This is a genomic window from Streptomyces venezuelae ATCC 10712, from assembly GCF_008639165.1.
GTDB lineage: Bacteria > Actinomycetota > Actinomycetes > Streptomycetales > Streptomycetaceae > Streptomyces > Streptomyces venezuelae.
This window is the reverse complement of sequence record NZ_CP029197.1, coordinates 4,110,655-4,134,807: the sequence shown is the minus strand read 5'-3', so window position 1 is coordinate 4,134,807 and position 24,153 is coordinate 4,110,655. Positions and strand designations below refer to the sequence as shown.

Here is a 24,153-nt window from a genome sequence, read left to right as displayed (position 1 = left end):
TGGTGGGATGACATCTTCCTGCTGGTCGGAGCGGATCCTGGTACGTGACGGTGTGCGGCTCGTATGCCGTGACTGGGGCGGCTCGGGGCCCGACGTACTCCTGCTCCACGGGCTCGCCGGACACGTCGGCGAATGGGACGACACCGCGCGGCTCCTGCGGGACTCCGGGCATCGCGTCGTCGCCCTCGACCAGCGCGGCCACGGCGCGAGCGAGCGCCACCCCGGCGATGTCTCCCGTGCCGCGTACGTCGCTGACGTCGTCGCCGTCGTCGGTGAACTCGGCCTCGACCGGCCCGTGTTGGTCGGCCAATCGCTCGGCGGCAGCACCGCGCTCCTGACCGCCGCCGCCCACCCCGCGCTCCCCCGCGCCCTCGTCCTCGTCGAGGCCGGCCCCGGCGGGGCGAACGCCGGCGTCCAGGAGCAGATCTGCGGCTGGCTGCGGGCCTGGCCGGTGCCGTTCCCCTCCCGCGAGGTGGCCGCCGCCTACCTCGGCGGCGGCCGCGAACCCGTAGGGGAGGGCTGGGCTCGCGGGCTTGAGGAACGCCCCGACGGGCTGTGGCCCCGATTCGACCCCGAGGTCATGGTGCGGTCCCTCGACGAGATCGCCACCCGCGCCTTCTGGGACGAGTGGGCCGCGATCGCCTGCCCCACCCTCACCGTCCTCGGGCAGGGCGAGCAGGGCGGGATCATCAGCGGTGCGGAGTACGCCGAGATGGTCCGGCTCCGGCCCTCGCTGCACGGCGCCAGCCTGCCCGGCACCGGGCACGACGTCCATCTCGAACGGCCCGACGTGCTGCACCGGTTGATCGTCGACTTCCTCGGCCGGACGCTCTGAAAGATCGGCCGAATCGCCCTTGCGTTGGAGTGCACTCCAGTTCCTAGAGTGCGCGCATGCGCTATCGGGTACTCGGCGGGACCGGGTTCGAAGTAAGTACGTACTGTCTCGGCACGATGATGTTCGGTGCCATCGGCAATCCCGACCACCAGGACTCCGTACGGATCATCCACGCCGCCCTCGACCAGGGCATCAACTTCGTGGACACCGCCGACATGTACTCGGCCGGTGAGTCCGAGGAGATCGTGGGCAAGGCACTGCGCGACTCCCGCCGGCGGGACGAGACCGTGCTCGCCACCAAGGTGTACTTCCCCTTCGGCGGCGAGGGCCCCAACCGGGGCGGTCTGTCCCGCCGTTGGATCACCCGCGCCGTCGAGAACAGCCTCAAGCGGCTCGGTACCGACTGGATCGACCTCTACCAGGTCCACCGGCCCGACCACCGGACGGACATCGAGGAGACCCTCGACGTCCTCGGCGACCTCGTGAGCCAGGGGAAGATCCGGGCCTTCGGCTGCTCCACCTTCCCCGCCGACGAGATCGTCGAGGCCCACGCCGTCGCCGAGCGGCGCGGGCTGCGCCGCTTCCGCTCCGAGCAGCCGCCGTACTCGCTGCTCGCGCGGGGCGTGGAGGCGTCCGTCCTGCCCGTCGCCCAGCGGTACGGGATGGGCGTACTGACCTGGTCGCCGCTCGCGTCCGGCTTCCTCACCGGCAAGTACCGCAAGGGGTTGCCCGTCGACATGAGCAGCGGACGCCCCGCGCTCTTCCCGCAGCGCTTCGACCCGGCCCTCCCCGTCAACGCCGCCAAGCTCGACGCCGTCGAGGAGTTCGTCGCGCTCGCCGACGAGATCGGCTGCTCCCTGCCCGAGCTCGCGATCGCCTTCGCGGCCGCGCACCCGGCGGTGACCTCGGTCATCATCGGGCCGCGCACGATGGAGCAGCTCGACGGGCTCCTGAAGGGGGCGCCGCTCGTCCTCACGGACGACGTCCTCGACCGGATCGACGCGATCGTGCCGCCGGGTACGAACCTCTACCAGCCGGACGGCGCCTGGCGGCCGCGTTTCCTCACCGAGCCCGCCCTGCGGCGCCGCCCGCCGGCCGAACGCGCCGCGGGCTGAGCGCGCCGCCGGCTGAACCCCGTAACCGGGACGCGCCGGGGCGTACCCGTGCCGGACCGGCCCGTACCCGGGTGCGCCGGGGCGTACCCGTGCCGGACCGGCCCGTACCCGGGCCGCGCCTCGCCGGGGCCGCAGTACGGTCCCGGCCCGTCAGCCCGTCGCGAACTGTTCCGTTCCCACCACCCGGAGCAGTGCGAGGCGCTCCGCCGCGTCCGTGCCGGGCGGCGGGGTGTACAGGACGAGGCGCTGTTCGCCCTCCGGGGCGAGCAGCACCTGGCAGTCCAGGTCGACCGGGCCGATCAGCGGGTGCGCGACCCGCATCCGGTTGTGCCGGCGGACCGCCACCTCGTGCCGTTCCCACAGCTCCGTGAACTCCCCGGACGCCCCGCGCAGCCGCTCGACCAGCCGCGTCGCGGCCGGATCGCCGGCGCGGCGGCCGAACGCCGCGCGCAGGTCGGCGACGTGCAGGCGGCTGTGGTGCGCGTGCTCCTCGGCCGGGTACGCCGTGCGCGCCTCCGGGTCGGCGAACCAGCGCCACACCACGTTCCGGCCGTGCTCCGACACCGTGCACACGCCGCCGAGCAGCGCCCGCGCCGTCGCGTTCTGCGCGAGGACGTCCCCCAGGTCGCTCAGGACCTGCGCCGGGGTCGACTCCAGCTGGTCCAAGAGGTGCAGCAGCCCCGGTGAGACGTGGTCGCCTGCCACCGGCCCGGCGGGCGGGCGGTGGCCGGCGAGGAGGTGGAGGTGGTCGCGGCCGTCGGTGTCGAGCCGCAGGGCGCGGGCGAGCGCGGCGAGCATCTGGGGCGAGGGCTGCGGGCCGCGGGCCTGCTCCAAGCGGATGTAGTAGTCGGCGGACATGCCCGCGAGCTGGGCGACCTCCTCGCGGCGCAGTCCGGGCGTGCGGCGCCGGGGGCCCGCCGGGAGGCCCACGTCCTGCGGGCGGACCCGGTCGCGGGAACGGCGCAGGAAGTCGGCGAGTTCACGGCGGTCGATCGTCATGCCGGTCATCCTGCCTGGTCGGGGGTCCGCCCGCCGGCTGCCTCCCGTACCCAGGGGCCGTGGCCGGGGACCGTGGCCGGGGCCGTATCTAGGGGCCGGGTCCAGTGGCCGTATCCAGGGGCCGTGTCCATTGGCCGTATCCAGGGGCCGGGGCCGTACCCAGGACCCGTATCCAGGGATCGCCGATCCCAGGGTCAGGAGGGCTCTCCCGTGGGTTCTCGGCGGGCGGCAGAGTCGGGGACGTCAGCAAGCGACTCCGCACACCACCACCACCTCCGGGAGCACAGATCATGGCCACCGCCACCGTCGGCACCGCCCGCGTCCGCTACGACGTCGAGGGGTCCGGTTCCGGGCCCGCTCTCCTTCTCGTCCACGGCACCGGTTCGGGTGGCGCCGTCGTCAACTGGGGGCAGACCGTGCCCCGGTTCACCGCCGGCCGTACGGTCGTCACCCTGGACCTGTCGGGCGCCGACCGGACCGTCGACGACGGCGGTCCGCTGACCGTCGAGGCGCTCGCCGCGCAGGTGATCGCGGTGATCGAGGACGCCGGTACCGGGCCCGTCGACCTGCTCGGCTTCTCCATGGGGTCGCCGGTCTCGGCGGCCGTCGCCGCCCTCCGCCCCGACCTGGTGCACCGTCTGGTGCTGGTGGCGGGCTGGGCGTACACCGAAGGCGACGAGTACCTGCGGAACCTGTTCACGCTCTGGCAGCGGCTCGGTGAGGTGGACCCGGCGGGCTTCGGGCGGATCGTGACGATGACCGGCTTCAGCCGCGGCTTCCTCAACTCGATCGGCCGCGAGGGCGTCGAGGCGCTCGTCCCGAACATGCCGCCCACGCCGGGCACACTGCGACACGTGGCGCTCGACCTGTCGGTCGACATCCGCGCGCTGCTGCCCCGGATCACGGCGCCGACGCTGGTCGTGGGATGCGCGCAGGACGCCACCGTCCCGGTGGAGAACAGCCGGGAGCTGCACGCGGCCATCGTCGGCAGCTCGTACGCGGAGATCGACGCGGGTCACGTCGTCTTCTTCGAGAAGGAGGACGAGTTCGTCGGGACGGTGACCGGATTCCTCGGCGCGGACGTCACCGCGGCGGATCTCCACGTGCTTGTCAGTGCCTGAGGTCATGCTGGAGGGCATGGCTGAGACGACGGCGAGGACGATCGGTGGTGCGGAGCGCCGGGCGCGGCTCGGGGTGCGGCACCGGCTGGCCGGGAGTGCGCGGGGCGGGACGGCGGAGGAGGTCGCGGGGGCGCTCGTCGCGCTGCACGGGACGGATCCGGCGAGTGTGTTCCTGTCGGTGGGGGCACGGCTGCGGGAGGGGGTCGGTCCGGTCGGGGACGTCGAGCGGGCGCTGTACGAGGACCGGTCGCTGGTCCGGATGCACGGCATGCGGCACACCGTCTTCGTCTTCCCGGCCGCTCTCGCCGCCGCCGTGCAGGCCTCCACCACCGATCCGGCGGCCGTTCGCGAACGGACCGTTCTGCTCGGCCACTTGGCCGCAGGGAGCGCCTTCGACGCGAAGTGGCTGGCGGAGACGGAGCGGCTCGTCCTCGCCGAGCTGGCCGTACGGGGCGAGGCGACCGGGAGCGAACTCGGCCTTGCGGTACCGGTGTTGAGATCGACGTATGTGTACGGGAAGGGCACGCGCCAGGAGGGCGTCCAGTCCGTCGCGAGCCGGGTGCTGCGGGTCCTCGGCATGGAGGGGCGGATCGTACGGGGCCGGCCGCAGGGGACGTGGACGTCGAGCCGGTTCCGGTGGGCGCCCGCCGATCCCCACCCGGCGCTCGATCCGGCGGAGGCGCGGGCGGAGCTGATCCGGCGCTGGCTGGCGGCCTGCGGGCCGGCGACCGAGGCGGATCTGAAATGGTGGACCGGGTGGAAGGTGACGGACGTGCGGGGCGCGCTCGCCTCGGTGGGCGCGGTCCGGGTGACGCTCGACGAAGGCACCGGTTTCGTCCTGCCGGACGACGTCGACCCCGTACCGGATCCGGAGTCGGGAGCGGACGCGGAGCCCTGGGCCGCGCTGCTGCCCGCGCTCGACCCGACGCCGATGGGCTGGCAGGCCCGCGACTGGTACCTGGACCCGGAGCACCGGGCGGCGCTGTACGACCGTAGCGGGAACATCGGGCCCACCGTGTGGTGGAACGGCCGGGTCGTCGGGGGCTGGGCGCAGCGCCCGGACGGCGAGATCGTCCACCGGCTGCTCACCGACGTGGGCGCGGCGGCGGAGCGGGCCATCGCGGCGGAGGCGGAGCGGCTCGCGGGCTGGGTGGGCGGCGTACGGGTGACGCCCCGGTTCCGGACGCCGCTGGAGCGGGAGTTGAGCGGGGGCTGAGTCCGTTTCCCTCGTGTCCTCGACCGGCTGGGACGGCCGGCGCCGCGGGTGCGGTCGGTGCCGTACGTAGGGTCCGTGGGGTACGTACGGTCACTGCCGTACTCACGGTCACTGCCGTACTCACGGTCCGTCCGGCACGTACGGTCAGGCCGCACGTACGGTCAGTGCCGCAGGTACAGGCCCGGGATGCCCAGGTCGGAGAGGCCGTCGAGGACCAGGTCGACGCCGACGGCGGCGAGCAGCAGGCCCAGGAGGCGGCCGAGGAGCTCGATCGTGGCGTGGTGGGTGCGCCGCAGGATCTTCGCGAGCACCAGCACGCAGATCAGGTCGATCGCGATGACGGAGACGTACGCGCCCACGACCGTGGAGCGCCAGCTGAAGGAGTCGCGGGCGGCCGCCTCGATGAGCACGGCGGTCATGGCGAGCGGGCTCACGACGTACGGCATGAGCAGTTCGCGCACGCCGCTGGTCAGGTCCGGGGCGTCCTGGTGGGTCGGGCTGGTGCCGAGGTGGAGACCGAGGACGAGTCCGACGGCGTAGATGAAGAAGATGATGCCGCCCGCGAGCTGGAGCGCCGGGGTGCTGATGTGGAAGACGTTCAGCAGCCACGGGGCGGTGATGCCGGTGACCAGGCCGACGAGGACGGCCACGCCCGAGGAGATCAGGGCGAGGGTCCGCATCTGGCGCGCGGGGTGGACCTGGGCGAGGCCGGCGAAGGCGAGGAGCACCTTCGGGGGGCCGACCACGGAGAAGAAGGTGATGAATGCGGCGGAGTAGCTGAAGGGGTTCACACCGGAATCATGGTGCGGGCGGGTGATTTCTCCGGGTTTTCCGGCCGGTGCCCGCGCGGTGTCGAGAAGCGGCCCGCGGCTCCGACTGTTCTGCGAGAGGCCCCCTGGGGCTCCCCGGGGAGACCGGAATCGGAAGCGAGGAGGACGTCATGAAGTACCTGGTGATGGTGCAGGGCTCCCAGGCCGACTACGAGGCCATGGTGGGCCGTCCCACCGACAGCAGCCCGGCCTGGAGCAAGTCGGATCTCACGGCGATGTTCGCGCACATGAACGCGATCAACGAGGAACTGACGGCGAACGGCGAGCTGATCGACGCCCAGGGCCTCACCGCCCCGTCCACCACCCGGTTCGTGTCGGTGGACGGCGACGGCAAGCCGGTCGTCACCGACGGCCCGTACGCGGAGACCAAGGAGGTCATCGCGGGGTACTGGCTCGTCGACTGCGCCTCCCTCGAGCGCGTCACCGAGATCGCCGCGCAGGCGGCCCGCTGCCCGCAGCCGGCCGGCGCCCCGGAGTACCCGGTGGTCATCCGCCAGGTGGACGAAGGCGGCCCGAGCCAGGACTGACCGGGCACGCGCGGGGCGTGGGGCGTCACCGGGTCGCGGCGCCGGTACCGGCACCGGCGCCCGCTCCTCGCATCCGGCACCGGCGCCCGCTGCTCGCATCCGGCACCGGCGCCCGCTCCTCGCATCCGGCACTGTCCGTGCCGGATGCGAGGATCCGCCGCATGGACGACAGCGCTCTCGACCTGCGACAGGTCACGACCCCCGACGAGGTCTCACCGGAACTGCGGCGAGAGCTCGTCGCCTGCTGGGTGGAGGTGACCAACGCCGGCGGGGCGGCGGGCTTCCCCTTCCCGCCCGTCGACGCCGGTCAGGTCTCCCCCGCCGTCGACTCCCTGGTCGCGGGGCTCGCTCCGGAGACCAGCCGGCTCGTGCTCGCGTCGGCCGGCGGGGACCTCGCCGGCTGGCTGAACGTCCGCCGTGACCCCTTCGCGCTGGTCGCCCACTGGGGCACGCTCCACCACGTCCAGACCCGGACCGGGCTGCGCGGCCGGGGCATCGGGGCCGCGCTCGTGCGGCACGTACGGCGGATCGCCCGGGACGAGATGGGCCTCGAACAGCTTCGCCTCGCCGCCCGCGGCGGCGTCGGGCTGGAGACCTTCTACGGTCGCCTCGGCTGGCGGGAGATCGGGCGCTGGCCCGGCGCCCTGCGCCTCGGCCCCGGGGACGACCGCGACGAGATCCTCATGGTCCTGGCCCCGCTCTGACCACCTGTCGGGCCCATCAGTGCATCCCGTGCGGGCCACCCGTCGGGCGCGGGACGCCCCGGGGGATCAGGAGGGGCGCGGCCAGGGCCGTCGCCGCCGCGGCGACGGTGCAGAGGGTGTACGCGGCGGTGAGGCCGCCCGGCGTGGGGGTCGCCGTGGCCGTCAGGGCGAGGGTGGAGACGAGCGCGACACCGATCGAACCGCCCAGCTCGTGGAAGGTGTTCACGATGCCGGAGGCGAGGCCCGCCTCGTGCGGGGTGATCAGGCCCAGGGCGGTCGTGGTCGCCGTGACGAAGACCGCGCCGAGGCCGAACGCCGCCGTGGCGAGGGCCGGGAGGAGCGTCGTCCAGGGCCCGGAGCCGGGGTCGAGGAACGTCAGCGGGAGACAGCCGAGGGCGGCGACCGCCAGGCCGCCCGTGGCACAGGCCCTGGGGCCTGCCGTGGCCACCAGGCGGGAGCCCAGGTGGGCGCCGATCGCCGTGGTGAGCGCCACGGGGAGGAAGAGGAGGCCGGTGCGGAGGGCGTCCAGGTGGTGGACGTGCTGGAGCTGCGCCGAGCCCAGGAAGAAGAACGAGATCAGGAGCGCCGTCGCGACGAGCATGAGGAGCGAGCCCGCGACGACCGGCCGCCGGGTGAGCATCCGCAGGTCCATGAGCGGGGTGCGGACCGTTCGCTCGGCGGCCGCGAAGGCGGCGTAGAGGGCGAGCGCGGCGAGCAGGGGGAGCAGGGTCGCGGCGGAGGTCCAGCCGGTGTCGCCGGCCCGGACGAGTCCGTAGACGAGGGCGCCGGTGGCGGTGGTGACGAGGACGGCGCCGGGGATGTCGAGACCGCCGCCGCGCGTCTTCGCCGTGCGGTCGGACGTCTTCGCCCTGTGGTCTGGCGTTTCCGGCTTCGGCTCCGGCTTCGGCTGCGGCTCCGGCTCCGGTTTCGGTACGAACCTGGGGAGGGCCGCGAGGACCGCGAGGCCCACCGGCACGTTGACGTAGAAGACCCACGGCCAGCCCGGGCCCGCGGTGAGGGCGCCGCCGAGCAGGACGCCGACGGCGGAGCCGGTGCCGCCGACGGCCGCCCAGACACCGAGCGCCCGGTGCCGTTCCGGGCCGTGGAACACCGTGGTGACCAGGGCGAGCGCCGCCGGGGAGAGCAGGGCGGCGCCGATGCCCTGGGCGACGCGGCCGCCGAGCAGGACGGCGGCGTCCGGCGCGAGGCCGCAGGCGAGGGACGCGGCGGTGAAGAGGGCGAGGCCGGTGAGCAGGACGCGGCGGGCGCCGAGGGCGTCGGCGAGGCGGCCGCCGAGGAGCATCAGTCCGCCGAAGCAGAGGGTGTACGCGGTGACGACCCAGGTCAGGGCGGTGCGGTCGAGGCCGAGGTCGGCGGCGAGCGCGGGCAGTGCGACGTTCACCACGGTCACGTCGAGGACCAGCATGAACTGGGCGGCGCAGATCAGCGCGAGGGCGGTCCAGCGGCGGGGGTCGGGGCGGGGCCGGCCGGAGTGGTGGGCAGGGGTGGGTACGGCGGCTTCGGTGGACATAACTGAACTGTACGGCACAGTACAGTTGAACTCAAGAGTACAGTTACGTTGGTAGGGTGGCCCCATGGACGCCAAGCCCGCCCCCACCGGCCCCCGGGCCGCCCGTAAGCGCCAGGCCATCGTGCGGGCCGCCCGCGACCTCTTCCTCCGCGAGGGCTTCGGCGTCGGCATGGACGCCATCGCCGCCGAGGCGGGCGTCTCCAAGGTGACCGTCTACAACCACTTCGGCAGCAAGGAAGCCCTGTTCACGGCCGTGGTCGCGGGCGTCATCGACGAGCCGCTGACCGGCGGGGAGCAGAACGGGGAGCAAAACGGGGAGCAGGTCGGGCAGCCGACCGGGAAGGCGTCCGACCTCGGGCGGCTCGTCGAGGCCGAGGGGCCCGAGCAGCTCAAGGCCGCGCTCACCGAGACCGGCCGCGCCTGGGGCCGGGCCGTACGCGCCGACGCCGAGGGCCGCGCCCTGCGCACCCTGGTGGCAAGCGAGCTCCACCGCTTCCCCGAGCTGGGCCGCGCCTGGCGGGCGCACGGCCCGGCCGGCCACCACCCGGCCGTGGCCGAAGCGCTGCGCGCGCTCGCGGACCGCGGGCTGCTCGACGTGCCCGACACGGAGGTGGCCGTCCTCCAGCTCTACTCGCTGCTCGTCTTCCCGCAGATGGTCTTCGAGCAGCATGGCGCGGAGCTCACCGAGGACCTGGCCGAGCGGCTCGTCGTCGACGGGGTGGAGATGTTCCTCCGCCGGTACGCGCCCGCGTCCTGACCGTCCGGATGTCATCCTTGGTGTTCGACGGGCGTCTTCGACGGGCCCCGCACGGGGGGAGTAATTCACCCCCCGGGGTATCTGTGGAGGAGTGGCTGTGGAACTGGATCTCGCGGGTGCGGAGCTGAAGTCGGTACTGAACCGGCTGCGCCGGGCCCAGGGCCAGATCTCCGGGGTGATCCGGATGATCGAGGAGGGCCGGGACTGCGAGGAGGTCGTGACGCAGCTCGCCGCCGCCTCGCGGGCGCTCGACCGGGCCGGGTTCGCGATCATCGCGACCGGACTCCAGCAGTGCCTGACCGATGTCGAGGGCGGCATCCGCGACGGCGAGGACCGTGACGCGATGCGGGCCCGGCTGGAGAAGCTCTTCCTCTCGCTCGCGTAGCCGGGCGGCGAGAACGCGCGACGAGACGGGCGCCGAAAGGTCGCAGCGAGACCCCCGGGGTGCCTCACCCCGGGGGTCTACGCATCCGCAAGGCCGCGGGTCGGTCGTCCGCGCGGCCGCGAATCCGTCGTCCGCAAGGCCGCGAATCCGTCGTCCTTGAGGCCGCGGATCAGTCGTCCGCGAGGCCCTTCAGGCGCTTCGCGATCTTCGTCAGGCGGCGGCCCTGGTAGCGGGCGGCCTCCAGGACGCTCTCCCCCGGGGCACCGTTCGCGCCCGGGTGCGCCGTGCCGTACGGGTTGCCGCCGGCCGCGTAGACCGCCGGGTCGGTGAAGCCGGGCGAGACGATGACCGAGCCCCAGTGGTGGAAGGTGTTGTAGAGCGCGAGCAGCGTCGACTCGTTGCCGCCGTGCAGGTTGTGCGCACTGGTGAACGCCGTCGCCGGCTTGTCCGCCATCACGCCGCGCTGCCACAGCCCGCCGGACGTGTCGATGTACTGCTTCAGCTGCGCGGCCACGTTGCCGAAGCGGGTCGGCGAGCCGAAGGCGTACGCGTCCGCCCACTCCAGGTCGTCCAGGGTGGCGACCTCCACGTCACCGGTGGCGTCCACATGGGCGCGCCAGGCCGGGTTCGAGTCGATGGCGGCGTCGGGAGCGAGCTCGGGCACCCGGCGCAGCCGCACCTCGGCGCCGGCCTTCTCGGCGCCCTCGGCGACCGCCTGGGCGAGCTGGTGAACGGCACCCGTGGCCGAGTAGTAGATGACGGCGACCTTCACGGACATGGCGAGCTCCTCAACCGGATTACTTTCCGCTTCGACGCTTCGAGACTAAGCGGATTGCTATCCGCTTTGCAAGGGGGACGGGTATGCTCACTTCGAGGCCGACCGGCAGGGGGAGACGGGACGCGGACGGACCAGCGCGCCGAGGACGAGCGCGCCAAGCGCAGGGAGTCGCCAGATGAGCACGGAGTATCCGCGGGCCGGAGGCGCGGCGGCGGTGCCGTCGGCCGGTCTGCTGCCCACCGTGGACGCCCCCGCCCCCGAGCGCGCCGACGCGGCCCGCAACCGGCGCAAGATCCTCGACGCCACGGCCCGGATCATCGCCGAGGACGGCCCCGAGGCCGTCACGATGAACCAGGTCGCCCACGCCAGCGGCATCGGCGTCGGCACCGTCTACCGCCGCTTCGGCGACGTCTCCCAGCTTCTGTGGGCGCTCCTGGACGACCGCGAGCGCCGGTTCCAGGAGGCGTTCATGACCGGCCCGCCGCCGCTCGGGCCCGGCGTGCCCGCCGGGGAACGCCTCGACGCCTTCCTCGACGCGCTCGTCGACCGGATCGGCGAGCAGCGCTCGATCCTGCTCGCGGCGCACTCGGCCTCGCCGCGCGCCCGGTACCACAGCGGTGCCTACCGGGTGATGCACACGCACGCGGCCCTGCTGATCGGCCAGCTCAGGCCCGGCTCCGACAGCACGCTCCTCGCGCATCTGCTGCTCGCGCCGTTCTCACCGGACGTGATGCACCATCTGGCCGTCGAACAGGAGCTGTCGGCGGTCCGCCTCAAGGCGGGCGTACGCCACCTGCTGCGGCTGCGCGCCTGAGGTCCTGGCGCGGGGCCCCCGCGTGCGGCTGCGCGCCTGAGGTCCTGGCGCGGGGCCCCCGCCCGTCCACGGTGTGGAACTCGGTGGACCCCGGCCCGCTTCCGGTCGCACCATCCCGCCATGACCACCCCACCCAAGACCTTCCTCGTCCTCCACGGTTACGAGAACCGGCGGCCGCCCGGGCACTGGCAGCACTGGCTCGCGCAGCGGCTGCGGGAGCGGGGGCATCACGTGCGGTACCCGCAGCTGCCCGAACCCGAGGCGCCCGTGCTCGACGACTGGCTCGACGCGCTCGACGAGCACGGGTCCCGCCCCGCCGAGGGCGAGTTCGTGGTGCTCGCGCACAGTCTGTCCGTGCTGCTCTGGCTGCGGGCGGGCACCCGCAGGCCGCGGGCCGACCGCGTTCTGCTCGTCGCCCCGCCCTCCCCGTCCGTCACCGCCTCGATCGCCCCGATCGCCGCCTTCGCCGACGGACTCGACCTGACCGAGGCGGGGCTCGACGCCCGTCTCGTGTACGGCGACGGGGACCCGTACTGCCCCGAGGGCGCCGACCTGTCCTACGGCCGGCCGCTGGGCCTGGACCTGGACCGTGTACCGGGCGGCGGGCACCTCAACCCCGACTCGGGGTTCGGGGAGTGGCCCGCGCTGCTGGCGTGGTGCGAAGACCCGGCGGTGCGGATCACGGGCCGTTAGGCTCGGCCGGATGTACTCCGACGCCACCGCACCGTACGACCAGGGCCTGCTCGACGTGGGCGACGGCAACCTCGTGCACTGGGAGGTCTCCGGCAACCCGCAGGGCAAGCCCGCGCTCGTCGTCCACGGCGGGCCCGGCTCCGGCTCCTCCCCGGGCAGCCGGCGCTACTTCGACCCGGAGGCGTACCGCCTGGTCCTCTTCGACCAGCGGGGCTGCGGCCGCTCCACCCCGCACGCGAGCGACCCGGCCGCCGACATGGCGGTGAACACCACGGCGCACCTGGTCGCGGACATGGAGCGGCTGCGCGAGCACCTCGGGATCGAGCAGTGGCTGCTGTACGGCGGCTCCTGGGGCTCCACGCTGATCCTGGCGTACGCGGAGGTGTACCCGGAGCGGGTGACGGAGATCGTGATCGCGGCCGTCACGACGACCCGGCGGTCCGAGACGGCCTGGCTGTACGAGGGCGTCGCCCGTTTCTTCCCGGAGGCCCACGCGCGCTTCCGCGAAGGGGCGGGCCACGCGGACGACCTGGTCGGCGCGTACGCGGCGCTCATGGAGCACCCCGACCGGTCCGTCCGGGAGAAGGCCGCGGCCGACTGGTGCGCCTGGGAGGACGCCGTCCTCTCGATGGAGGGCATGGGCACCCCGTACACCGACCGGGTCGACGACGCCCGGCTCGGCTTCGTCCGGATCTGCTCGCACTACTTCGCGCACGGCGCGTGGCTCGACGAGGGGGCCCTCATCCGTGACGCCCACCGGCTGGCCGGCATCCCCGGCGTCCTGATCCACGGCCGGACCGACATGGCCGGCCCGCTCGACACCGCCTGGGAGTTGTCGCGCGCCTGGCCGGACGCCGAGCTGCACGTCGTCGAGAGCGCCGGTCACCTGGGCGGGACCGAGACCAAGGAGCTCGTCCTCGCCACGCTCGACCGCTTCGCGAAGGGGTGAACCCACCGGGCGGGCGTCCCGGCCGGGCGGGATGATCAGGGCATGAGTCCCGCTTCCCAGAGCCCGTCCGAGTCCGCCCACCCCGAGATCCACCTCGCCCAGCAGCCGGACGCCGACGCGCTGCTCGGCCGGTCCCCGCTGGCCGCGCTCGTCGGCATGCTCCTGGACCAGCAGGTCCCGATGGAGTGGGCGTTCTCCGGGCCGTACACCATCGCCTCCCGGCTCGGTGCGGACGATCTCGACGCGCACGAGATCGCCGCCCGCGACCCGGAGGAGTTCGCCGCGCTGCTCTCCGAGAAGCCCGCCGTGCACCGCTACCCGGGGTCGATGGCGCAGCGCGTGCAGCAGCTGTGCCGGTTCCTCGTCGAGGAGTACGGCGGCGATGCCCGGGCCGTGTGGGCGGACGCGGCGACCGGGAAGGAGCTGCTCGCCCGGCTCCAGGCGCTGCCGGGCTTCGGGAAGCAGAAGGCGCAGATCTTCCTGGCCCTGCTCGGCAAGCAGTACGGGGTGCGGCCGACGGGCTGGCGGGAGGCGGCGGGGGCGTACGGCGAGCAGGGCGCGTACCGCTCGGCGGCCGACATCACGGGCCCGGAGTCGCTGGCGAAGGTGCGGGCCCACAAGCAGGAGATGAAGGCGGCGGCGAAAGCCGCGAAAGCCGCCAAGGACCCCAAAAGATCAGGGAATTGATAATTCCAGATTTCATTCCTGCTCTACGTGACAGGAATTGTGGAGAAGGTGTTCACAGACCGACCCGCAGATCGCTAACTTCCCCTCAACCTCGTCCGTAACGGGAAGGACTTCTGTGAACGCTACCCAGCGCCGGGCCGCGGCCGTTCTGGCCGCCGCCGCCCTCGCCACCCCGCTGGTCCTCGCCTCGCCCGCCACCGCCGGGCAGGACCCCACGGCAGCACCCGCCCGCGATGCCGCCAAGCTGGCGAAGAAGCTGGTCCGCGAAACCTCCGCCCAGGATGCCTACAAGCACCTGCAGAAGTTCCAGGCGATAGCCGACTCGGCCGGCGGCCACCGCGCCGCCGGTTCGCTCGGCCACGACGCCTCGGCCGCGTACGTCTACACGCAGCTCAAGAAGGCCGGATACGACGTCAGGTACCAGAAGTTCGACTTCGAGTACACGGAGACGCTCGCCGAGAAGGCCTCGGTCGTCTCGCCCGCGCCCCGGACCCTCGACATCAAGGCGATGACGTACACCAAGTCCACCCCGGTCGGCGGCATCACCGCGGCCCTCGCGGCCGTGCCCGTCGACGCCGACGGCACCACCGGCTGCGAGCCGGGCGACTTCGCCTCCGGCACCTTCACCGGCAAGATCGCGCTGATCAAGCGCGGCGGCTGCACCTTCGCGGTCAAGCAGCAGAACGCCGCCGCGGCCGGCGCCGCCGCCGCCGTCATCTACAACAACACCGCCGGCGCCCTCTCCGGCACCCTCGGCGACGCCGCCTCCGGCAAGATCCCGACCGGTGGCCTCACCCAGGCGCAGGGCGAGCAGCTCGCCGCCGACCTCGCGGCCGGCCCCGTCTCGCTGTCGCTGGAGATCCGCCAGCTCCAGCAGATCCGGTCCACCAACAACGTCATCGCGGAGACCCGCGGCGGCAACGCCGCCAACACCGTGATGCTCGGCTCGCACCTCGACTCCGTCACCGCCGGCCCCGGCATCAACGACAACGGCTCCGGCTCCGCCGGTCTCCTCCAGACCGCCCTGGAGCTCGCCAAGTCGAAGGACAAGGTCCGCAACAAGGTCCGCTTCGCCTGGTGGTCGGCCGAGGAGAACGGGCTCCTCGGCTCCGAGCACTACGTCAAGAACCTGAGCTCGCTCGACAAGAACGAGATCAAGCTCTACCTCAACTTCGACATGATCGCCTCGCCGAACTACGGCCTGTTCGTCTACGACGGCGACGACTCCGACGCCACCGGCGCCGGCGCGGGCCCGGCCGGCTCCGCCCAGCTGGAGCGCGACATCACCGACTTCATGGACAAGCGCGGAGTCCCGCACGAGGGCACCGACTTCACCGGCCGCTCCGACTACGGCCCGTTCATCGAGGTCGGCATCCCCTCCGGCGGCACCTTCACCGGCGCCGAGGGCATCAAGACCGCGGGCCAAGCCGCCAAGTTCGGCGGGACGGCGGGCGTCGCGTACGACGTGAACTACCACGCCAAGGGCGACGACCTGAAGAACATCAACATGACGGCCTTCGACGTGAACATCGACGTCATCGCCAACGCCGTGGGCACCTACGCCCACGACATCTCCTCGCTGCGCAAGCCGGTCGTCTCCGTCCCGACCACCGGCGACGCGGGCAGCGGCGGCGGCCTGCACGCCGACCACGACGAGGTCACCTCCTGACCCCCGCCGCCTGACCCTCATCTCCTCCGGCGGGCGGTGCCGAAGACCGAGCGGCTGATCTCCCGGCCCAGCTGGGTGCCGATCGAGCGCGCCAGGGACTTGAAGATCCCACTGCCCACCACCTGTTCGGCCAGCGAGGGCTCCTCCTTCCGACGAGGAGCCCTCGCTCCCGCCCCCTCGGCCTTCGCCGCCTTCTCCGCCTCCTCGGCCGCCGCGGCCTCGACCGCCGCCGCCTCCGCCGCCCGCTGCTCGGCCGTCAGCTTCTCGTACGCCGACTCGCGGTCCACCGCCTCCGCGTACCGCCCGTACAGCGGCGAGCCCTTCACCGCCGCGTCCAGCGCGGCCGCGTCGATCGGGCCCATCAGCGACTCCGGCGCCCGCAGCCGGGTCGCCGCCACCGGGGTCGGCGCGCCCCTCTCGCTCAGTACGGTGATCACCGCCTCGCCCGTACCGAGGCCCGTGAGCACCTCCTCCAGGTCGTACGGCGAGTTCGGGAAGGTCCGCACCGTCGCCTTCAGGGCCTTGGCGTCGTCCGGTGTGAACGCCCGCAGCGCGTGCTGCACCCGGTTGCCCAGCTGGGCGAGCACGTCCGAGGGCACGTCCTTCGGCGTCTGCGTCACGAAGAAGACCCCGACGCCCTTCGAGCGGATCAGCCGCACGGTCTGGGTGATCGACGCCAGGAACGCCTTCGACGCCCCGCTGAACAGCAGGTGCGCCTCGTCGAAGAAGAACACCAGCTTCGGCTTCTCCAGGTCGCCGACCTCCGGCAGGTCGTGGAAGAGGTCCGCCAGCATCCACATCAGGAAGGTCGAGAACAGCTGCGGCTTGTCCTGCACCGCCGGCAGCTCAAGGACCGAGACGATCCCCCGCCCGTCCGCGGCCGTCCGCAGGAACTCGGACGTGTCGAACTCCGGCTCCCCGAAGAAGTCTCCCGCGCCCTGCTGCTCGAAGGCCGTGATCGACCGCAGGATCACCCCGGCCGTCACCGTCGAGAGACCGCCGATCCCCTTGAGTTCGGCCTTCCCGGTGTCCGAGACCAGGAACGCCACCACCGCCCGCAGGTCCTTGAGGTCCACCAGCTCCAGGCCCTTGGCGTCGGCGTAGTGGAAGATCAGGCCGAGCGACTGCTCCTGCGTCTGGTTGAGCTGGAGCACCTTCGACAGGAGTACGGGGCCGAAGCTGGTCACCGTCGCGCGCACCGGGATGCCGGGGCCGGTCCCGCCGAGCCCGTAGAACTCGCAGGGGAAGCCGGTCGCCCGCCACTCCTGCCCCACCTGGGCGGCCCGCTCCCGCACCTTCTCGCCGTCCTCGCCGGGGGCCGAGACGCCGGAGACGTCGCCCTTGATGTCGGCGAGGAAGACGGGCACGCCGTGCGCCGAGAGCTGCTCGGCGATCAGCTGGAGCGTCTTCGTCTTGCCCGTGCCGGTGGCGCCGGCGACCAGGCCGTGCCGGTTGAGCACGGGCAGTGGGATGCGGACCGGCGCGTCCGGGTGACAGCCGCCGTCCCAGAGCAGTGCCCCCAGATCGAGTGCCGCTCCCTCGAAGGCGTACCCGGCGGCGATCTCGGCGGCGGGGCCGCCCGGCGCGGCCGGTGGCTGCTCACTCACGCCCATCACAGCACCCCGATTTCGGTTTTGTCATGGTTTGCACCAGCATCGCACCGGTGGCGCATGGCTGCGCCGGGAGCCGCTCGCCCGGTAGGCTTTCCGTGTGATCTTCAAGCGCATCGGAAACGGAAAGCCGTATCCCGACCACGGCCGGGAAAGCACCCGGCAGTGGGCGGACGTCGCCCCGCGCCCGGTCCGCCTCGATCAGCTGGTCACCACCAAGGGCCAGCTGGACCTGGAGACGCTGCTCGCCGAGGACTCCACCTTCTACGGCGACCTCTTCGCGCACGTCGTGAAGTGGCAGGGCGATCTCTACCTCGAGGACGGACTGCACCGCGCCGTCCGCGCGGCGCTCCAGCAGCGCCAGGTGCTGCACGCCCGCGTCCTGGAAATGGACTGAGACGGCGCCCCACGGCCCCGTTCCCGCTGACCCTTTCGGGGTCAGTTCGCCCCCATCCGGACGCGATCACATGATCATCAAGTAGGCATCGCCGACCGGCGGCATTACGCTGCGTTCATGAGCATGCTCACTCCCCCCGGAATGGGCGGAAAGTACCGCATCACAGGGGACACGTACCCCCGCATGCGCCGCCCGCGGCGCCGTCGCAGGATCGTCCTCGCGGCCGCGGCCGCCGTGGTCGTGCTCGGCGCCGCCGGCTGGGGCACGCTCCAGCTCGTCGACGTCTTCTCGGGCGACGAGGGCAAGAAGACGACGGCCGGCCGACAGGCCGACTGCAAACCCGTCGCCAAGGCGACGCCGCCGCCCGCCGCCGCCCTCCCCAAGCCCGCCCAGATCACGGTCAACGTCTACAACGCGACCCCGCGCAGCGGGCTCGCCAAGACGACCGCGGACGAGCTCAAGAAGCGCGGCTTCAAGATCGGCAAGGTGGGGAACGCGCCCACCGCCTACGACAAGAAGGTCCCCGGCACCGGCCTGCTGCTCGGCGCCACCACCGCCGCCAAGGGAGCCTTCCCGGTCCTCGGCACCCAGCTCAAGGGCGCCACGACCAAGACGGACACCCGGGGCACGGCGGACGTGGACCTGATCATCGGGACCGCCTTCAAGAACCTGGACCCGAAAACGACGGCGGACGCGGCCCTGGTCGCCCTGACCAAGCCCGCGCCCGTACCGACCGGAAAGTGCTGACGTAAGGGTCTACTCGGCCGAGCCGGCTGTGGCTTACTCGGCGGAGCCGGCTGTGGCCTACTCGGCGGAGCCGTACATGCGGTCGCCCGCGTCGCCCAGGCCCGGGACGATGTAGCCGTTCTCGTTCAGGCGCTCGTCGACCGAGGCCGTCACGACGGTGACGGGGGTGCCCGCGAGTTCGCGCTCCATGACCTCGACGCCCTCCGGGGCGGCGAGGAGCACGACCGCGGTCACGTCGTCGGCGCCGCGCTTGATGAGCTCCTGGATCGCCGCGACGAGCGTGCCGCCGGTCGCCAGCATCGGGTCCAGGACGTACACCTGGCGGCCCGAGAGGTCCTCCGGCATCCGCGTGGCGTAGGTCGACGCCTCCAGCGTCTCCTCGTTGCGGATCATGCCGAGGAAGCCGACCTCGGCGGTCGGGAGCAGCCGGACCATGCCGTCGAGCATGCCGAGTCCGGCGCGCAGGATCGGGACCACCAGCGGACGCGGGTACGACAGCTTCACGCCGGTCGTGGGCGTGACGGGGGTCTCGATGTCGACCTGCTCGGTCCGGACGTCCCTGGTGGCCTCGTAGGCGAGCAGGGTGACCAGCTCGTCGGCGAGCCGACGGAAGGTCGCGGAATCCGTGCGCTTGTCGCGCAGCGTGGTGAGCTTGTGGGCGACCAGCGGGTGATCGACGACGTGGAGACGCATGACTCAACAGTAGCCCGCCGCGCACTGGCATCGACCCACGCCACTGGGGGAAGGTGGGTGGCACGGGAACCCAGCGATGGGGTGGAGTGGCCGATGCCCGACCTGGAAGAACCGGCCGACGGCGCCGCCGAGGGGGCGGCCCGCAGGCCGGCACCGGAGACGGACGCGGAGCGCCGCAGGCGCCGCGCCCAGTTCCTGCGTGAGCTGGGCGAGGCCAAGGCGCTGCGCGAGCGCGTGCAGCCCCGGCGGGCGAGAGCGGCGCGGATGCGCCAGGCGATGCGGATGCGGACCTTCCGCTGGTGAGGAGCCCGTACGAGCGCCCGCACGGACCGTGCCGACGCTCCCGCGCCCTTCCCCGCCGCGTCCCGGCCCCGCTCCCGTGCCGCCGCTGCCCCGTCCCTCCGTGCGCCCCCTGTGTGCGCCGGGGTCGCACGCCCACCCGATCGCGGGGTCGTTCAGACTGATGCACGACGCAAGAGCCGAAGACCTCTCCTGCGGGCGTCGTTTCTGTCACGATGCCGATTGGGCGGGGCATCAGCAGCGCGCCGCCGGATCGTCACACCTCTGATCAGTGGGAGAGAGTCAGGTGTACTTCGCCGCACTGCTCGCGCGCACCGAAGACGGGTGGGAAGCGAGCGACACGGAGCTCGACGACGTGGAGACCCTGTCGGATCTGACCGAGCTCGCCCGCGAGGCCTCGGACGACGACACGGTGATCGTCTTCATCGAGCAGGAGGACGCGTGGTTCGGGATCGTGCGGATCGAGGGTGAGGAAGACCCTCGCGTCTACGTCTCGGACGGCGCCGCCGCCGCCCGTTCCTCGTACGGGGAGATCCTCACCCGGGAGATCCTCGGCGACGACCTGGACGACATCGTCGACGAGCTGGAATCGCTGGACCTGGACGGCACGGAGGACGGGGAGCCGCTCGACGGCGACTCGGACGAGGACGACGAGGAGACGAGCGTCGCGGCCGAGGCCGTGCCGGCCGCTCCGGTCGGCGACCGGCTGATCCTGGCCGACCTCGGCATGTCGGCGGCCGACCTGCTGGCGCTCGACAGCGACGCGCTCGCGGAGATCGCGGACGCGCTGGGGGCCGCCGAGGTCCTGGAGGCCGTCCGCTAGTGGCACGTGCCGTACCCGTCCCCGACCCGACGACCGACCCGGTCCCCGGCCCCGAACCGACGACCGGCCCCGTGACCGGCCGTCGACCGACCCTGTGACCGACCCTATGAACCGCGCTTCGACCGACCCTGCGAACGCCCCCGCGAGCGGCCCCTCGGGCGACCCTGCGAACGCCACCCCGAGCGGCCCTTCGGGCGATCCGGCGCCCGGGCCCGTGACCGATCCCGTCAGGGACCCCTGGCGGGACGTCATGCGGATCGCCCTCGCCGAGGCCGACGCGGCCCTGCCGGCCGGTGACGTACCGGTCGGCGCGGTCGTGCTCGGTCCCGACGGCGCGGTGCTCGCCCGCGCGCACAACGAGCGGGAGGCGACCGGTGACCCCACCGCGCACGCCGAGGTGCTCGCCCTGCGCCGGGCGGCCGTGGCGACCGGGGAGTGGCGCCTGACGGGCTGCACGCTCGTCGTGACCCTGGAGCCGTGCGTGATGTGCGCGGGCGCGCTCGTCCAGTCGCGGGTCGAACGGGTGGTGTTCGGCGCCCCGGACGAGAAGGCGGGCGCCGCCGGCTCCCTCTGGGACCTCGTGCGGGACCGCAGGCTCAACCACCGTCCCGAGGTGATCCAGGGCGTGCTGGGCGCCGAGTGCGCGGAGCAGCTGACCGCCTTCTTCCGTACGCGCTGACCTGCTGCGGGATACGGATTTCATCGCAGCGCGAGTTTCGGCTAAGCTCTCTCTCGGTAGCGTGTCCGAGCGGCCGAAGGAGCTCGCCTCGAAAGCGAGTGTGGGGAAACTCACCGAGGGTTCAAATCCCTCCGCTACCGCTTCGATCGAAGGGCCGGTTCCTCTGGGAACCGGCCCTTCGTCATGTTTCGGGACGCGCGACGGAAGCGGAGCCCGGCCCCCGCGTGGAACCGCGGGGTGGGCGAAGTGAGGACGGGGGGAGCGGCATCGGGGGGACAAGCCGCTCCCCCCGATGAGAACCGGTCCTACAAGTCCTGCGCCGCGGTCAGGGGGGAAGCTCGCGGCGCGGACCCCGCAGTGCGGGCCGGTTCCAGGAGCCCTTCGGATTCCTGCCAGATCCGCCGGGCTCGACATCCATCCTGCTCGCCCGTCACCCTTCCGGGGGGCGGCAAAAGGCCTCGATGACCGGGCCCTTGGTCCATAAAGCCTCGGTTAGAGTGGCGCGGTCGTACGGCGGGGGAACAGGCGGGGGAGCAGGGGAGGACTGGCAATGGTGCAAGCGAAGAAGGTCGCGCTGTACGCGGTCGTGGTCTTTGTGCTGTACACGATCGTCACGTCCCCGGCCCGGGCGGCCGATCTCGTGCAGGTAGGGTTCGAGGGCATTTCCAGCGCCGCCCAGGGTGTCGGCGAGTTCATGACCGAACTCATCAACTAGGAGCCCTTTCGTGATCCGCCATCTGGTCCTGTTCAAGCTCAACGACGGCGTCGCACGCGACGAGCCGCGGGTGGTCGCCGGCGTCGAGGCGTTCCGCGCGCTCGGCGACCAGATTCCGGAGCTGCGCTTCTGGGAGTGCGACTGGAACATCACGGACCGGCCGATCGCGTACGACTTCGCCATCAACTCGGCGGTCGAGGACACGGACGCGCTCCAGCGCTACCTGGAGCACCCGGCGCACCAGGCGGGTGTCGCGCAGTGGCGTGAGTTCGCCACCTGGGTGATCGCGGACTACGCGTTCTAGCCCGTTACGCCCCGGGGTTCGACCGAATGCCCCGCAGGCCCTCCGCCATCGAGGTGGGGGGCCTTCTTCATGGGCGATTCCCTGCGTGACCTCCCCTTTTTCCGCCAATATGCCCTCAACACGTGGCAATGCGGTGCTTGCACACAGTGGACATGTCTTGTGATGCTATGACCGCTTTTGACGGATGAGTTGACCGTAGTTGACCCAGTCGACCAGCAAGACCAGCCAAAGGGGTGGCGTGAACGTGCCGGCCAGTACAGCACCTCAGGTCCCGCCCCAGCACGAGGCGGGCGGCCCGGAGGCCCCGCGCCCCCGCCCCCAGAGCACCCGCGGCGCCGACACCCGCGCCCTCACCCAGGTGCTCTTCGGGCAGCTCAAGAACCTGGAGCCGGGCACTCCGGAGCACCACCGGGTGCGCGGGGCCCTCATCGAGGCCAACCTTCCCCTCGTGCGGTACGCGGCGGCCCGCTTCCGCTCCCGCAACGAGCCGATGGAGGACGTCGTCCAGGTCGGCACGATCGGGCTGATCAACGCGATCGACCGCTTCGACCCCGACCGGGGCGTCCAGTTCCCGACCTTCGCCATGCCGACGGTCGTCGGCGAGATCAAGCGGTACTTCCGCGACAACGTCCGCACCGTGCACGTGCCCCGCCGGCTCCACGAGCTCTGGGTCCAGGTGAACGGCGCCACGGAGGACCTGACGACCGCTCACGGCCGCTCCCCCACGACCGCGGAGATCGCCGAGCGGCTGCGGATCGGCGAGGACGAGGTGCTCGCCTGCATCGAGGCGGGACGCTCGTACCACGCCACCTCCCTGGAGGCCGCGCAGGAGGGCGACGGGCTGCCCGGGCTGCTCGACCGGCTCGGTTACGAGGACCCCGCCCTGGCCGGGGTGGAGCACCGCGACCTCGTCCGGCACCTGCTCGTCCAACTGCCGGAGCGGGAGCAGCGGATTCTGATGCTGCGTTACTACAGCAATCTGACCCAGTCTCAGATCAGCCAGGAACTCGGCGTCTCGCAGATGCATGTGTCAAGGCTCCTCGCCCGGAGCTTCGCACGTTTGAGATCCGCAAACAGAATCGAGGCGTAACCGGAACGGGTAGACCGGTTCGGAGCAGTTCCACGGCGCCCCAAATGCCGTACACCCCTTGTTTCCTGCGGATATGCACCTACGCCTTGTCGACAAGTCACTACAGCGTGTTGCCGACATGTGACATTCTGCTGGAACCGAGTTTGCCGCAGCCCCGCCGCCGGTATTCAGGTGGAGGCTGCGTTCCTCAGATGGTCGCGGCCACCGCGACCGTCCGCGACCTCAAGGGGGTGGCATGTCCACAGAACTGGGCAGCTCGAAGGTGCTCACGCTCACGCCCGTTCCCGTGCCCGCGCAGACGACGGCGCCGACCGCGACCGACAGCGAGAGCGCCCCGACCGCGCCGCCGCCGATGGCCGTCACGTCGGGAGCCCTCGACACCCGCACCCTCTCCCGCTCCCTGTTCCTGCGGCTGCGCGCCCTGGACGACGAGGGCGCGGCCGCGGACAGCCCCGAGCGGACCTACGTCCGCGACACCCTCATCGAGCTCAACCTCCCCCTCGTGCGGTACGCGGCGGCCCGGTTCCGCTCCCGCAACGAGCCGATGGAGGACATCGTCCAGGTCGGCACCATCGGCCTGATCAAGGCGATCGACCGCTTCGACTGCGAACGGGGCGTGGAGTTCCCGACGTTCGCGATGCCGACCGTCGTCGGTGAGATCAAGCGCTTCTTCCGCGACACCTCGTGGTCGGTCCGCGTCCCGCGCCGGCTCCAGGAGCTGCGCCTGGCCCTCACCAAGGCCAGCGACGAGCTCGCCCAGAAGCTCGACCGCTCCCCCACCGTCACCGAACTCGCCGCCGTGCTCGGGGTGTCGGAGGAGGACGTCGTCGACGGCCTCGCCGTGGGCAACGCCTACACCGCCTCCTCGCTGGACTCCCCCTCGCCCGAGGACGACGGCGGCGAGGGCTCCCTCGCCGACCGCCTGGGCTACGAGGACACGGCGCTCGAAGGCGTCGAGTACCGCGAGTCGCTCAAGCCGCTGCTCGCCAAACTCCCGCCCCGGGAGCGGCAGATCATCATGCTGCGCTTCTTCGCCAACATGACCCAGTCGCAGATCGGCGAGGAGGTCGGCATCTCGCAGATGCACGTCTCGCGGCTGCTGACCCGCACCCTCGCCCAGCTGCGCGAGGGCCTCATCGCGGACTGACTTCCCCGAAGGGCTCCCTTGCTGACGGATCGTCAGCC

The 24,153-nt window shown here is 72.3% G+C and carries 28 protein-coding genes and 1 tRNA gene; 23 read left to right on the top strand and 6 right to left on the bottom strand.

From position 1 onward, the window contains the following. The first annotated feature begins 7 nt into the window (after positions 1–7). Together DEJ43_RS18990 and DEJ43_RS18985 are read left to right on the top strand one after the other, a co-directional pair. On the top strand, positions 8–835 hold the full coding sequence (locus DEJ43_RS18990) for an alpha/beta fold hydrolase (RefSeq protein ID WP_015035011.1): 828 nt from the start codon (positions 8–10) through the stop codon (positions 833–835). Between the two features lie 56 nt (positions 836–891). Next, a complete protein-coding gene (locus tag DEJ43_RS18985; protein WP_015035010.1) occupies positions 892–1,950 on the top strand; it encodes an aldo/keto reductase in 1,059 nt (352 codons plus the stop codon). Positions 1,951–2,100: 150 nt separating this feature from the next. On the opposite strand, the gene DEJ43_RS18980 is transcribed toward DEJ43_RS18985, so the two are convergent. Then, positions 2,101–2,958, bottom strand: coding sequence for a helix-turn-helix transcriptional regulator (locus DEJ43_RS18980; RefSeq protein ID WP_015035009.1), 858 nt, complete (start codon positions 2,956–2,958; stop codon positions 2,101–2,103). Positions 2,959–3,239: 281 nt separating this feature from the next. Between DEJ43_RS18980 and DEJ43_RS18975 the strand changes: the two genes are divergently transcribed. After that, a complete protein-coding gene (locus DEJ43_RS18975) occupies positions 3,240–4,070 on the top strand; it encodes an alpha/beta fold hydrolase (RefSeq protein ID WP_015035008.1) in 831 nt (276 codons plus the stop codon). Positions 4,071–4,086: 16 nt separating this feature from the next. Continuing rightward, positions 4,087–5,286 carry a winged helix DNA-binding domain-containing protein gene (locus DEJ43_RS18970; RefSeq protein ID WP_041664059.1) on the top strand — a complete coding sequence of 400 codons (1,200 nt, stop codon included), beginning with the start codon at positions 4,087–4,089 and terminating at the stop codon, positions 5,284–5,286. A 161-nt stretch (positions 5,287–5,447) separates the two neighbouring features. On the opposite strand, the gene DEJ43_RS18965 is transcribed toward DEJ43_RS18970, so the two are convergent. Further along, positions 5,448–6,077, bottom strand: a complete 630-nt coding sequence (locus tag DEJ43_RS18965) for a MarC family protein (protein WP_015035006.1) — start codon at positions 6,075–6,077, stop codon at positions 5,448–5,450. A gap of 149 nt (positions 6,078–6,226) precedes the next feature. Here DEJ43_RS18965 and DEJ43_RS18960 point away from each other — a divergent pair, with 149 nt between their 5' ends. Then, positions 6,227–6,643, top strand: a complete 417-nt coding sequence (locus tag DEJ43_RS18960; RefSeq protein WP_041662681.1) for a YciI family protein — start codon at positions 6,227–6,229, stop codon at positions 6,641–6,643. Positions 6,644–6,804: 161 nt separating this feature from the next. Next, positions 6,805–7,347: a GNAT family N-acetyltransferase gene (locus tag DEJ43_RS18955; protein ID WP_015035004.1), complete on the top strand. Its 543-nt coding sequence runs from the start codon at positions 6,805–6,807 to the stop codon at positions 7,345–7,347. 16 nt (positions 7,348–7,363) lie between these two features. On the opposite strand, the gene DEJ43_RS18950 is transcribed toward DEJ43_RS18955, so the two are convergent. Beyond that, positions 7,364–8,878, bottom strand: a complete 1,515-nt coding sequence (locus DEJ43_RS18950) for an MFS transporter (RefSeq protein ID WP_015035003.1) — start codon at positions 8,876–8,878, stop codon at positions 7,364–7,366. A gap of 64 nt (positions 8,879–8,942) precedes the next feature. On the opposite strand from DEJ43_RS18950, the gene DEJ43_RS18945 reads away from it, so the two are divergent. Together DEJ43_RS18945 and DEJ43_RS18940 are read left to right on the top strand one after the other, a co-directional pair. Continuing rightward, positions 8,943–9,635, top strand: coding sequence for a TetR/AcrR family transcriptional regulator (locus DEJ43_RS18945; RefSeq protein WP_015035002.1), 693 nt, complete (start codon positions 8,943–8,945; stop codon positions 9,633–9,635). Between the two features lie 97 nt (positions 9,636–9,732). Next, on the top strand, positions 9,733–10,020 hold the full coding sequence (locus DEJ43_RS18940) for a metal-sensitive transcriptional regulator (protein ID WP_015035001.1): 288 nt from the start codon (positions 9,733–9,735) through the stop codon (positions 10,018–10,020). A 169-nt stretch (positions 10,021–10,189) separates the two neighbouring features. Here the strand turns inward: DEJ43_RS18940 and wrbA are convergent, their stop codons facing one another. Then, positions 10,190–10,798 (bottom strand): NAD(P)H:quinone oxidoreductase, encoded by a 609-nt coding sequence (gene wrbA, locus DEJ43_RS18935; protein ID WP_015035000.1) that lies wholly within the window; start codon positions 10,796–10,798, stop codon positions 10,190–10,192. 175 nt (positions 10,799–10,973) lie between these two features. Here wrbA and DEJ43_RS18930 point away from each other — a divergent pair, with 175 nt between their 5' ends. From DEJ43_RS18930 to DEJ43_RS18910, 5 genes are all read left to right on the top strand, one after another. Beyond that, positions 10,974–11,612 carry a TetR/AcrR family transcriptional regulator gene (locus DEJ43_RS18930; protein ID WP_015034999.1) on the top strand — a complete coding sequence of 213 codons (639 nt, stop codon included), beginning with the start codon at positions 10,974–10,976 and terminating at the stop codon, positions 11,610–11,612. 120 nt (positions 11,613–11,732) lie between these two features. Continuing rightward, on the top strand, positions 11,733–12,305 hold the full coding sequence (locus DEJ43_RS18925) for an RBBP9/YdeN family alpha/beta hydrolase (RefSeq protein WP_015034998.1): 573 nt from the start codon (positions 11,733–11,735) through the stop codon (positions 12,303–12,305). A 10-nt stretch (positions 12,306–12,315) separates the two neighbouring features. Further along, positions 12,316–13,254 (top strand): prolyl aminopeptidase, encoded by a 939-nt coding sequence (pip, locus tag DEJ43_RS18920; protein ID WP_015034997.1) that lies wholly within the window; start codon positions 12,316–12,318, stop codon positions 13,252–13,254. A gap of 42 nt (positions 13,255–13,296) precedes the next feature. After that, positions 13,297–13,941, top strand: a complete 645-nt coding sequence (locus DEJ43_RS18915) for an HhH-GPD-type base excision DNA repair protein (RefSeq protein ID WP_015034996.1) — start codon at positions 13,297–13,299, stop codon at positions 13,939–13,941. A gap of 115 nt (positions 13,942–14,056) precedes the next feature. After that, the gene (locus DEJ43_RS18910) at positions 14,057–15,610 is read left to right on the top strand and encodes a M28 family metallopeptidase (protein ID WP_015034995.1); all 1,554 of its coding nucleotides are present in this window, start codon (positions 14,057–14,059) and stop codon (positions 15,608–15,610) included. Positions 15,611–15,627: 17 nt separating this feature from the next. Here DEJ43_RS18910 and DEJ43_RS18905 read toward each other — a convergent pair whose 3' ends face one another. Further along, complete coding sequence (locus DEJ43_RS18905) at positions 15,628–17,223, bottom strand: helicase HerA-like domain-containing protein (RefSeq protein WP_015034994.1); 1,596 nt, start codon at positions 17,221–17,223, stop codon at positions 15,628–15,630. Between the two features lie 97 nt (positions 17,224–17,320). On the opposite strand from DEJ43_RS18905, the gene DEJ43_RS18900 reads away from it, so the two are divergent. Beyond that, positions 17,321–17,617, top strand: coding sequence for a type II toxin-antitoxin system VapB family antitoxin (locus DEJ43_RS18900; protein WP_015034993.1), 297 nt, complete (start codon positions 17,321–17,323; stop codon positions 17,615–17,617). 117 nt (positions 17,618–17,734) lie between these two features. Further along, positions 17,735–18,364 (top strand): LytR C-terminal domain-containing protein, encoded by a 630-nt coding sequence (locus DEJ43_RS18895; RefSeq protein WP_015034992.1) that lies wholly within the window; start codon positions 17,735–17,737, stop codon positions 18,362–18,364. A 57-nt stretch (positions 18,365–18,421) separates the two neighbouring features. Here the strand turns inward: DEJ43_RS18895 and upp are convergent, their stop codons facing one another. Then, positions 18,422–19,057 (bottom strand): uracil phosphoribosyltransferase, encoded by a 636-nt coding sequence (upp, locus tag DEJ43_RS18890; protein ID WP_015034991.1) that lies wholly within the window; start codon positions 19,055–19,057, stop codon positions 18,422–18,424. A 93-nt stretch (positions 19,058–19,150) separates the two neighbouring features. Here upp and DEJ43_RS18885 point away from each other — a divergent pair, with 93 nt between their 5' ends. From DEJ43_RS18885 to DEJ43_RS18855, 8 genes are all read left to right on the top strand, one after another. Then, positions 19,151–19,360, top strand: coding sequence for a hypothetical protein (locus DEJ43_RS18885; RefSeq protein ID WP_041662680.1), 210 nt, complete (start codon positions 19,151–19,153; stop codon positions 19,358–19,360). A 283-nt stretch (positions 19,361–19,643) separates the two neighbouring features. Continuing rightward, entirely contained in the window at positions 19,644–20,180 is a 537-nt protein-coding gene (locus DEJ43_RS18880; RefSeq protein WP_015034989.1) for a tRNA adenosine deaminase-associated protein, read from the top strand. 250 nt (positions 20,181–20,430) lie between these two features. Next, positions 20,431–20,859, top strand: coding sequence for a tRNA adenosine(34) deaminase TadA (gene tadA / locus DEJ43_RS18875; RefSeq protein WP_041664056.1), 429 nt, complete (start codon positions 20,431–20,433; stop codon positions 20,857–20,859). A 55-nt stretch (positions 20,860–20,914) separates the two neighbouring features. Then, a tRNA-Ser gene (locus tag DEJ43_RS18870) sits at positions 20,915–20,999 on the top strand. A 410-nt stretch (positions 21,000–21,409) separates the two neighbouring features. Continuing rightward, the gene (locus DEJ43_RS37515; RefSeq protein WP_015034987.1) at positions 21,410–21,574 is read left to right on the top strand and encodes a hypothetical protein; all 165 of its coding nucleotides are present in this window, start codon (positions 21,410–21,412) and stop codon (positions 21,572–21,574) included. Positions 21,575–21,584: 10 nt separating this feature from the next. Beyond that, positions 21,585–21,878, top strand: coding sequence for a Dabb family protein (locus DEJ43_RS18865; RefSeq protein ID WP_015034986.1), 294 nt, complete (start codon positions 21,585–21,587; stop codon positions 21,876–21,878). 244 nt (positions 21,879–22,122) lie between these two features. Beyond that, a complete protein-coding gene (locus DEJ43_RS18860; RefSeq protein WP_150161197.1) occupies positions 22,123–22,968 on the top strand; it encodes an RNA polymerase sigma factor SigF in 846 nt (281 codons plus the stop codon). Between the two features lie 235 nt (positions 22,969–23,203). Continuing rightward, positions 23,204–24,115, top strand: coding sequence for an RNA polymerase sigma factor SigF (locus DEJ43_RS18855; RefSeq protein ID WP_015034984.1), 912 nt, complete (start codon positions 23,204–23,206; stop codon positions 24,113–24,115). Positions 24,116–24,153 lie beyond the last annotated feature (38 nt).

What these genes read in the sequence shown, in the direction of transcription:
- DEJ43_RS18990 (WP_015035011.1), top strand. Translation starts at nt 8, where the DNA reads ATGACATCTTCCTGCTGGTCGGAGCGGATCCTGGTACGTGACGGTGTG.
- DEJ43_RS18985 (WP_015035010.1), top strand. Translation starts at nt 892, where the DNA reads ATGCGCTATCGGGTACTCGGCGGGACCGGGTTCGAAGTAAGTACGTAC.
- DEJ43_RS18980 (WP_015035009.1), bottom strand. Translation starts at nt 2,958, where the DNA reads ATGACCGGCATGACGATCGACCGCCGTGAACTCGCCGACTTCCTGCGC.
- DEJ43_RS18975 (WP_015035008.1), top strand. Translation starts at nt 3,240, where the DNA reads ATGGCCACCGCCACCGTCGGCACCGCCCGCGTCCGCTACGACGTCGAG.
- DEJ43_RS18970 (WP_041664059.1), top strand. Translation starts at nt 4,087, where the DNA reads ATGGCTGAGACGACGGCGAGGACGATCGGTGGTGCGGAGCGCCGGGCG.
- DEJ43_RS18960 (WP_041662681.1), top strand. Translation starts at nt 6,227, where the DNA reads ATGAAGTACCTGGTGATGGTGCAGGGCTCCCAGGCCGACTACGAGGCC.
- DEJ43_RS18955 (WP_015035004.1), top strand. Translation starts at nt 6,805, where the DNA reads ATGGACGACAGCGCTCTCGACCTGCGACAGGTCACGACCCCCGACGAG.
- DEJ43_RS18950 (WP_015035003.1), bottom strand. Translation starts at nt 8,878, where the DNA reads ATGTCCACCGAAGCCGCCGTACCCACCCCTGCCCACCACTCCGGCCGG.
- DEJ43_RS18945 (WP_015035002.1), top strand. Translation starts at nt 8,943, where the DNA reads ATGGACGCCAAGCCCGCCCCCACCGGCCCCCGGGCCGCCCGTAAGCGC.
- wrbA (WP_015035000.1), bottom strand. Translation starts at nt 10,798, where the DNA reads ATGTCCGTGAAGGTCGCCGTCATCTACTACTCGGCCACGGGTGCCGTT.
- DEJ43_RS18930 (WP_015034999.1), top strand. Translation starts at nt 10,974, where the DNA reads ATGAGCACGGAGTATCCGCGGGCCGGAGGCGCGGCGGCGGTGCCGTCG.
- DEJ43_RS18925 (WP_015034998.1), top strand. Translation starts at nt 11,733, where the DNA reads ATGACCACCCCACCCAAGACCTTCCTCGTCCTCCACGGTTACGAGAAC.
- pip (WP_015034997.1), top strand. Translation starts at nt 12,316, where the DNA reads ATGTACTCCGACGCCACCGCACCGTACGACCAGGGCCTGCTCGACGTG.
- DEJ43_RS18915 (WP_015034996.1), top strand. Translation starts at nt 13,297, where the DNA reads ATGAGTCCCGCTTCCCAGAGCCCGTCCGAGTCCGCCCACCCCGAGATC.
- DEJ43_RS18905 (WP_015034994.1), bottom strand. Translation starts at nt 17,223, where the DNA reads ATGGGCGTGAGTGAGCAGCCACCGGCCGCGCCGGGCGGCCCCGCCGCC.
- DEJ43_RS18895 (WP_015034992.1), top strand. Translation starts at nt 17,735, where the DNA reads ATGAGCATGCTCACTCCCCCCGGAATGGGCGGAAAGTACCGCATCACA.
- upp (WP_015034991.1), bottom strand. Translation starts at nt 19,057, where the DNA reads ATGCGTCTCCACGTCGTCGATCACCCGCTGGTCGCCCACAAGCTCACC.
- DEJ43_RS18885 (WP_041662680.1), top strand. Translation starts at nt 19,151, where the DNA reads ATGCCCGACCTGGAAGAACCGGCCGACGGCGCCGCCGAGGGGGCGGCC.
- tadA (WP_041664056.1), top strand. Translation starts at nt 20,431, where the DNA reads ATGCGGATCGCCCTCGCCGAGGCCGACGCGGCCCTGCCGGCCGGTGAC.
- DEJ43_RS37515 (WP_015034987.1), top strand. Translation starts at nt 21,410, where the DNA reads ATGGTGCAAGCGAAGAAGGTCGCGCTGTACGCGGTCGTGGTCTTTGTG.
- DEJ43_RS18855 (WP_015034984.1), top strand. Translation starts at nt 23,204, where the DNA reads ATGTCCACAGAACTGGGCAGCTCGAAGGTGCTCACGCTCACGCCCGTT.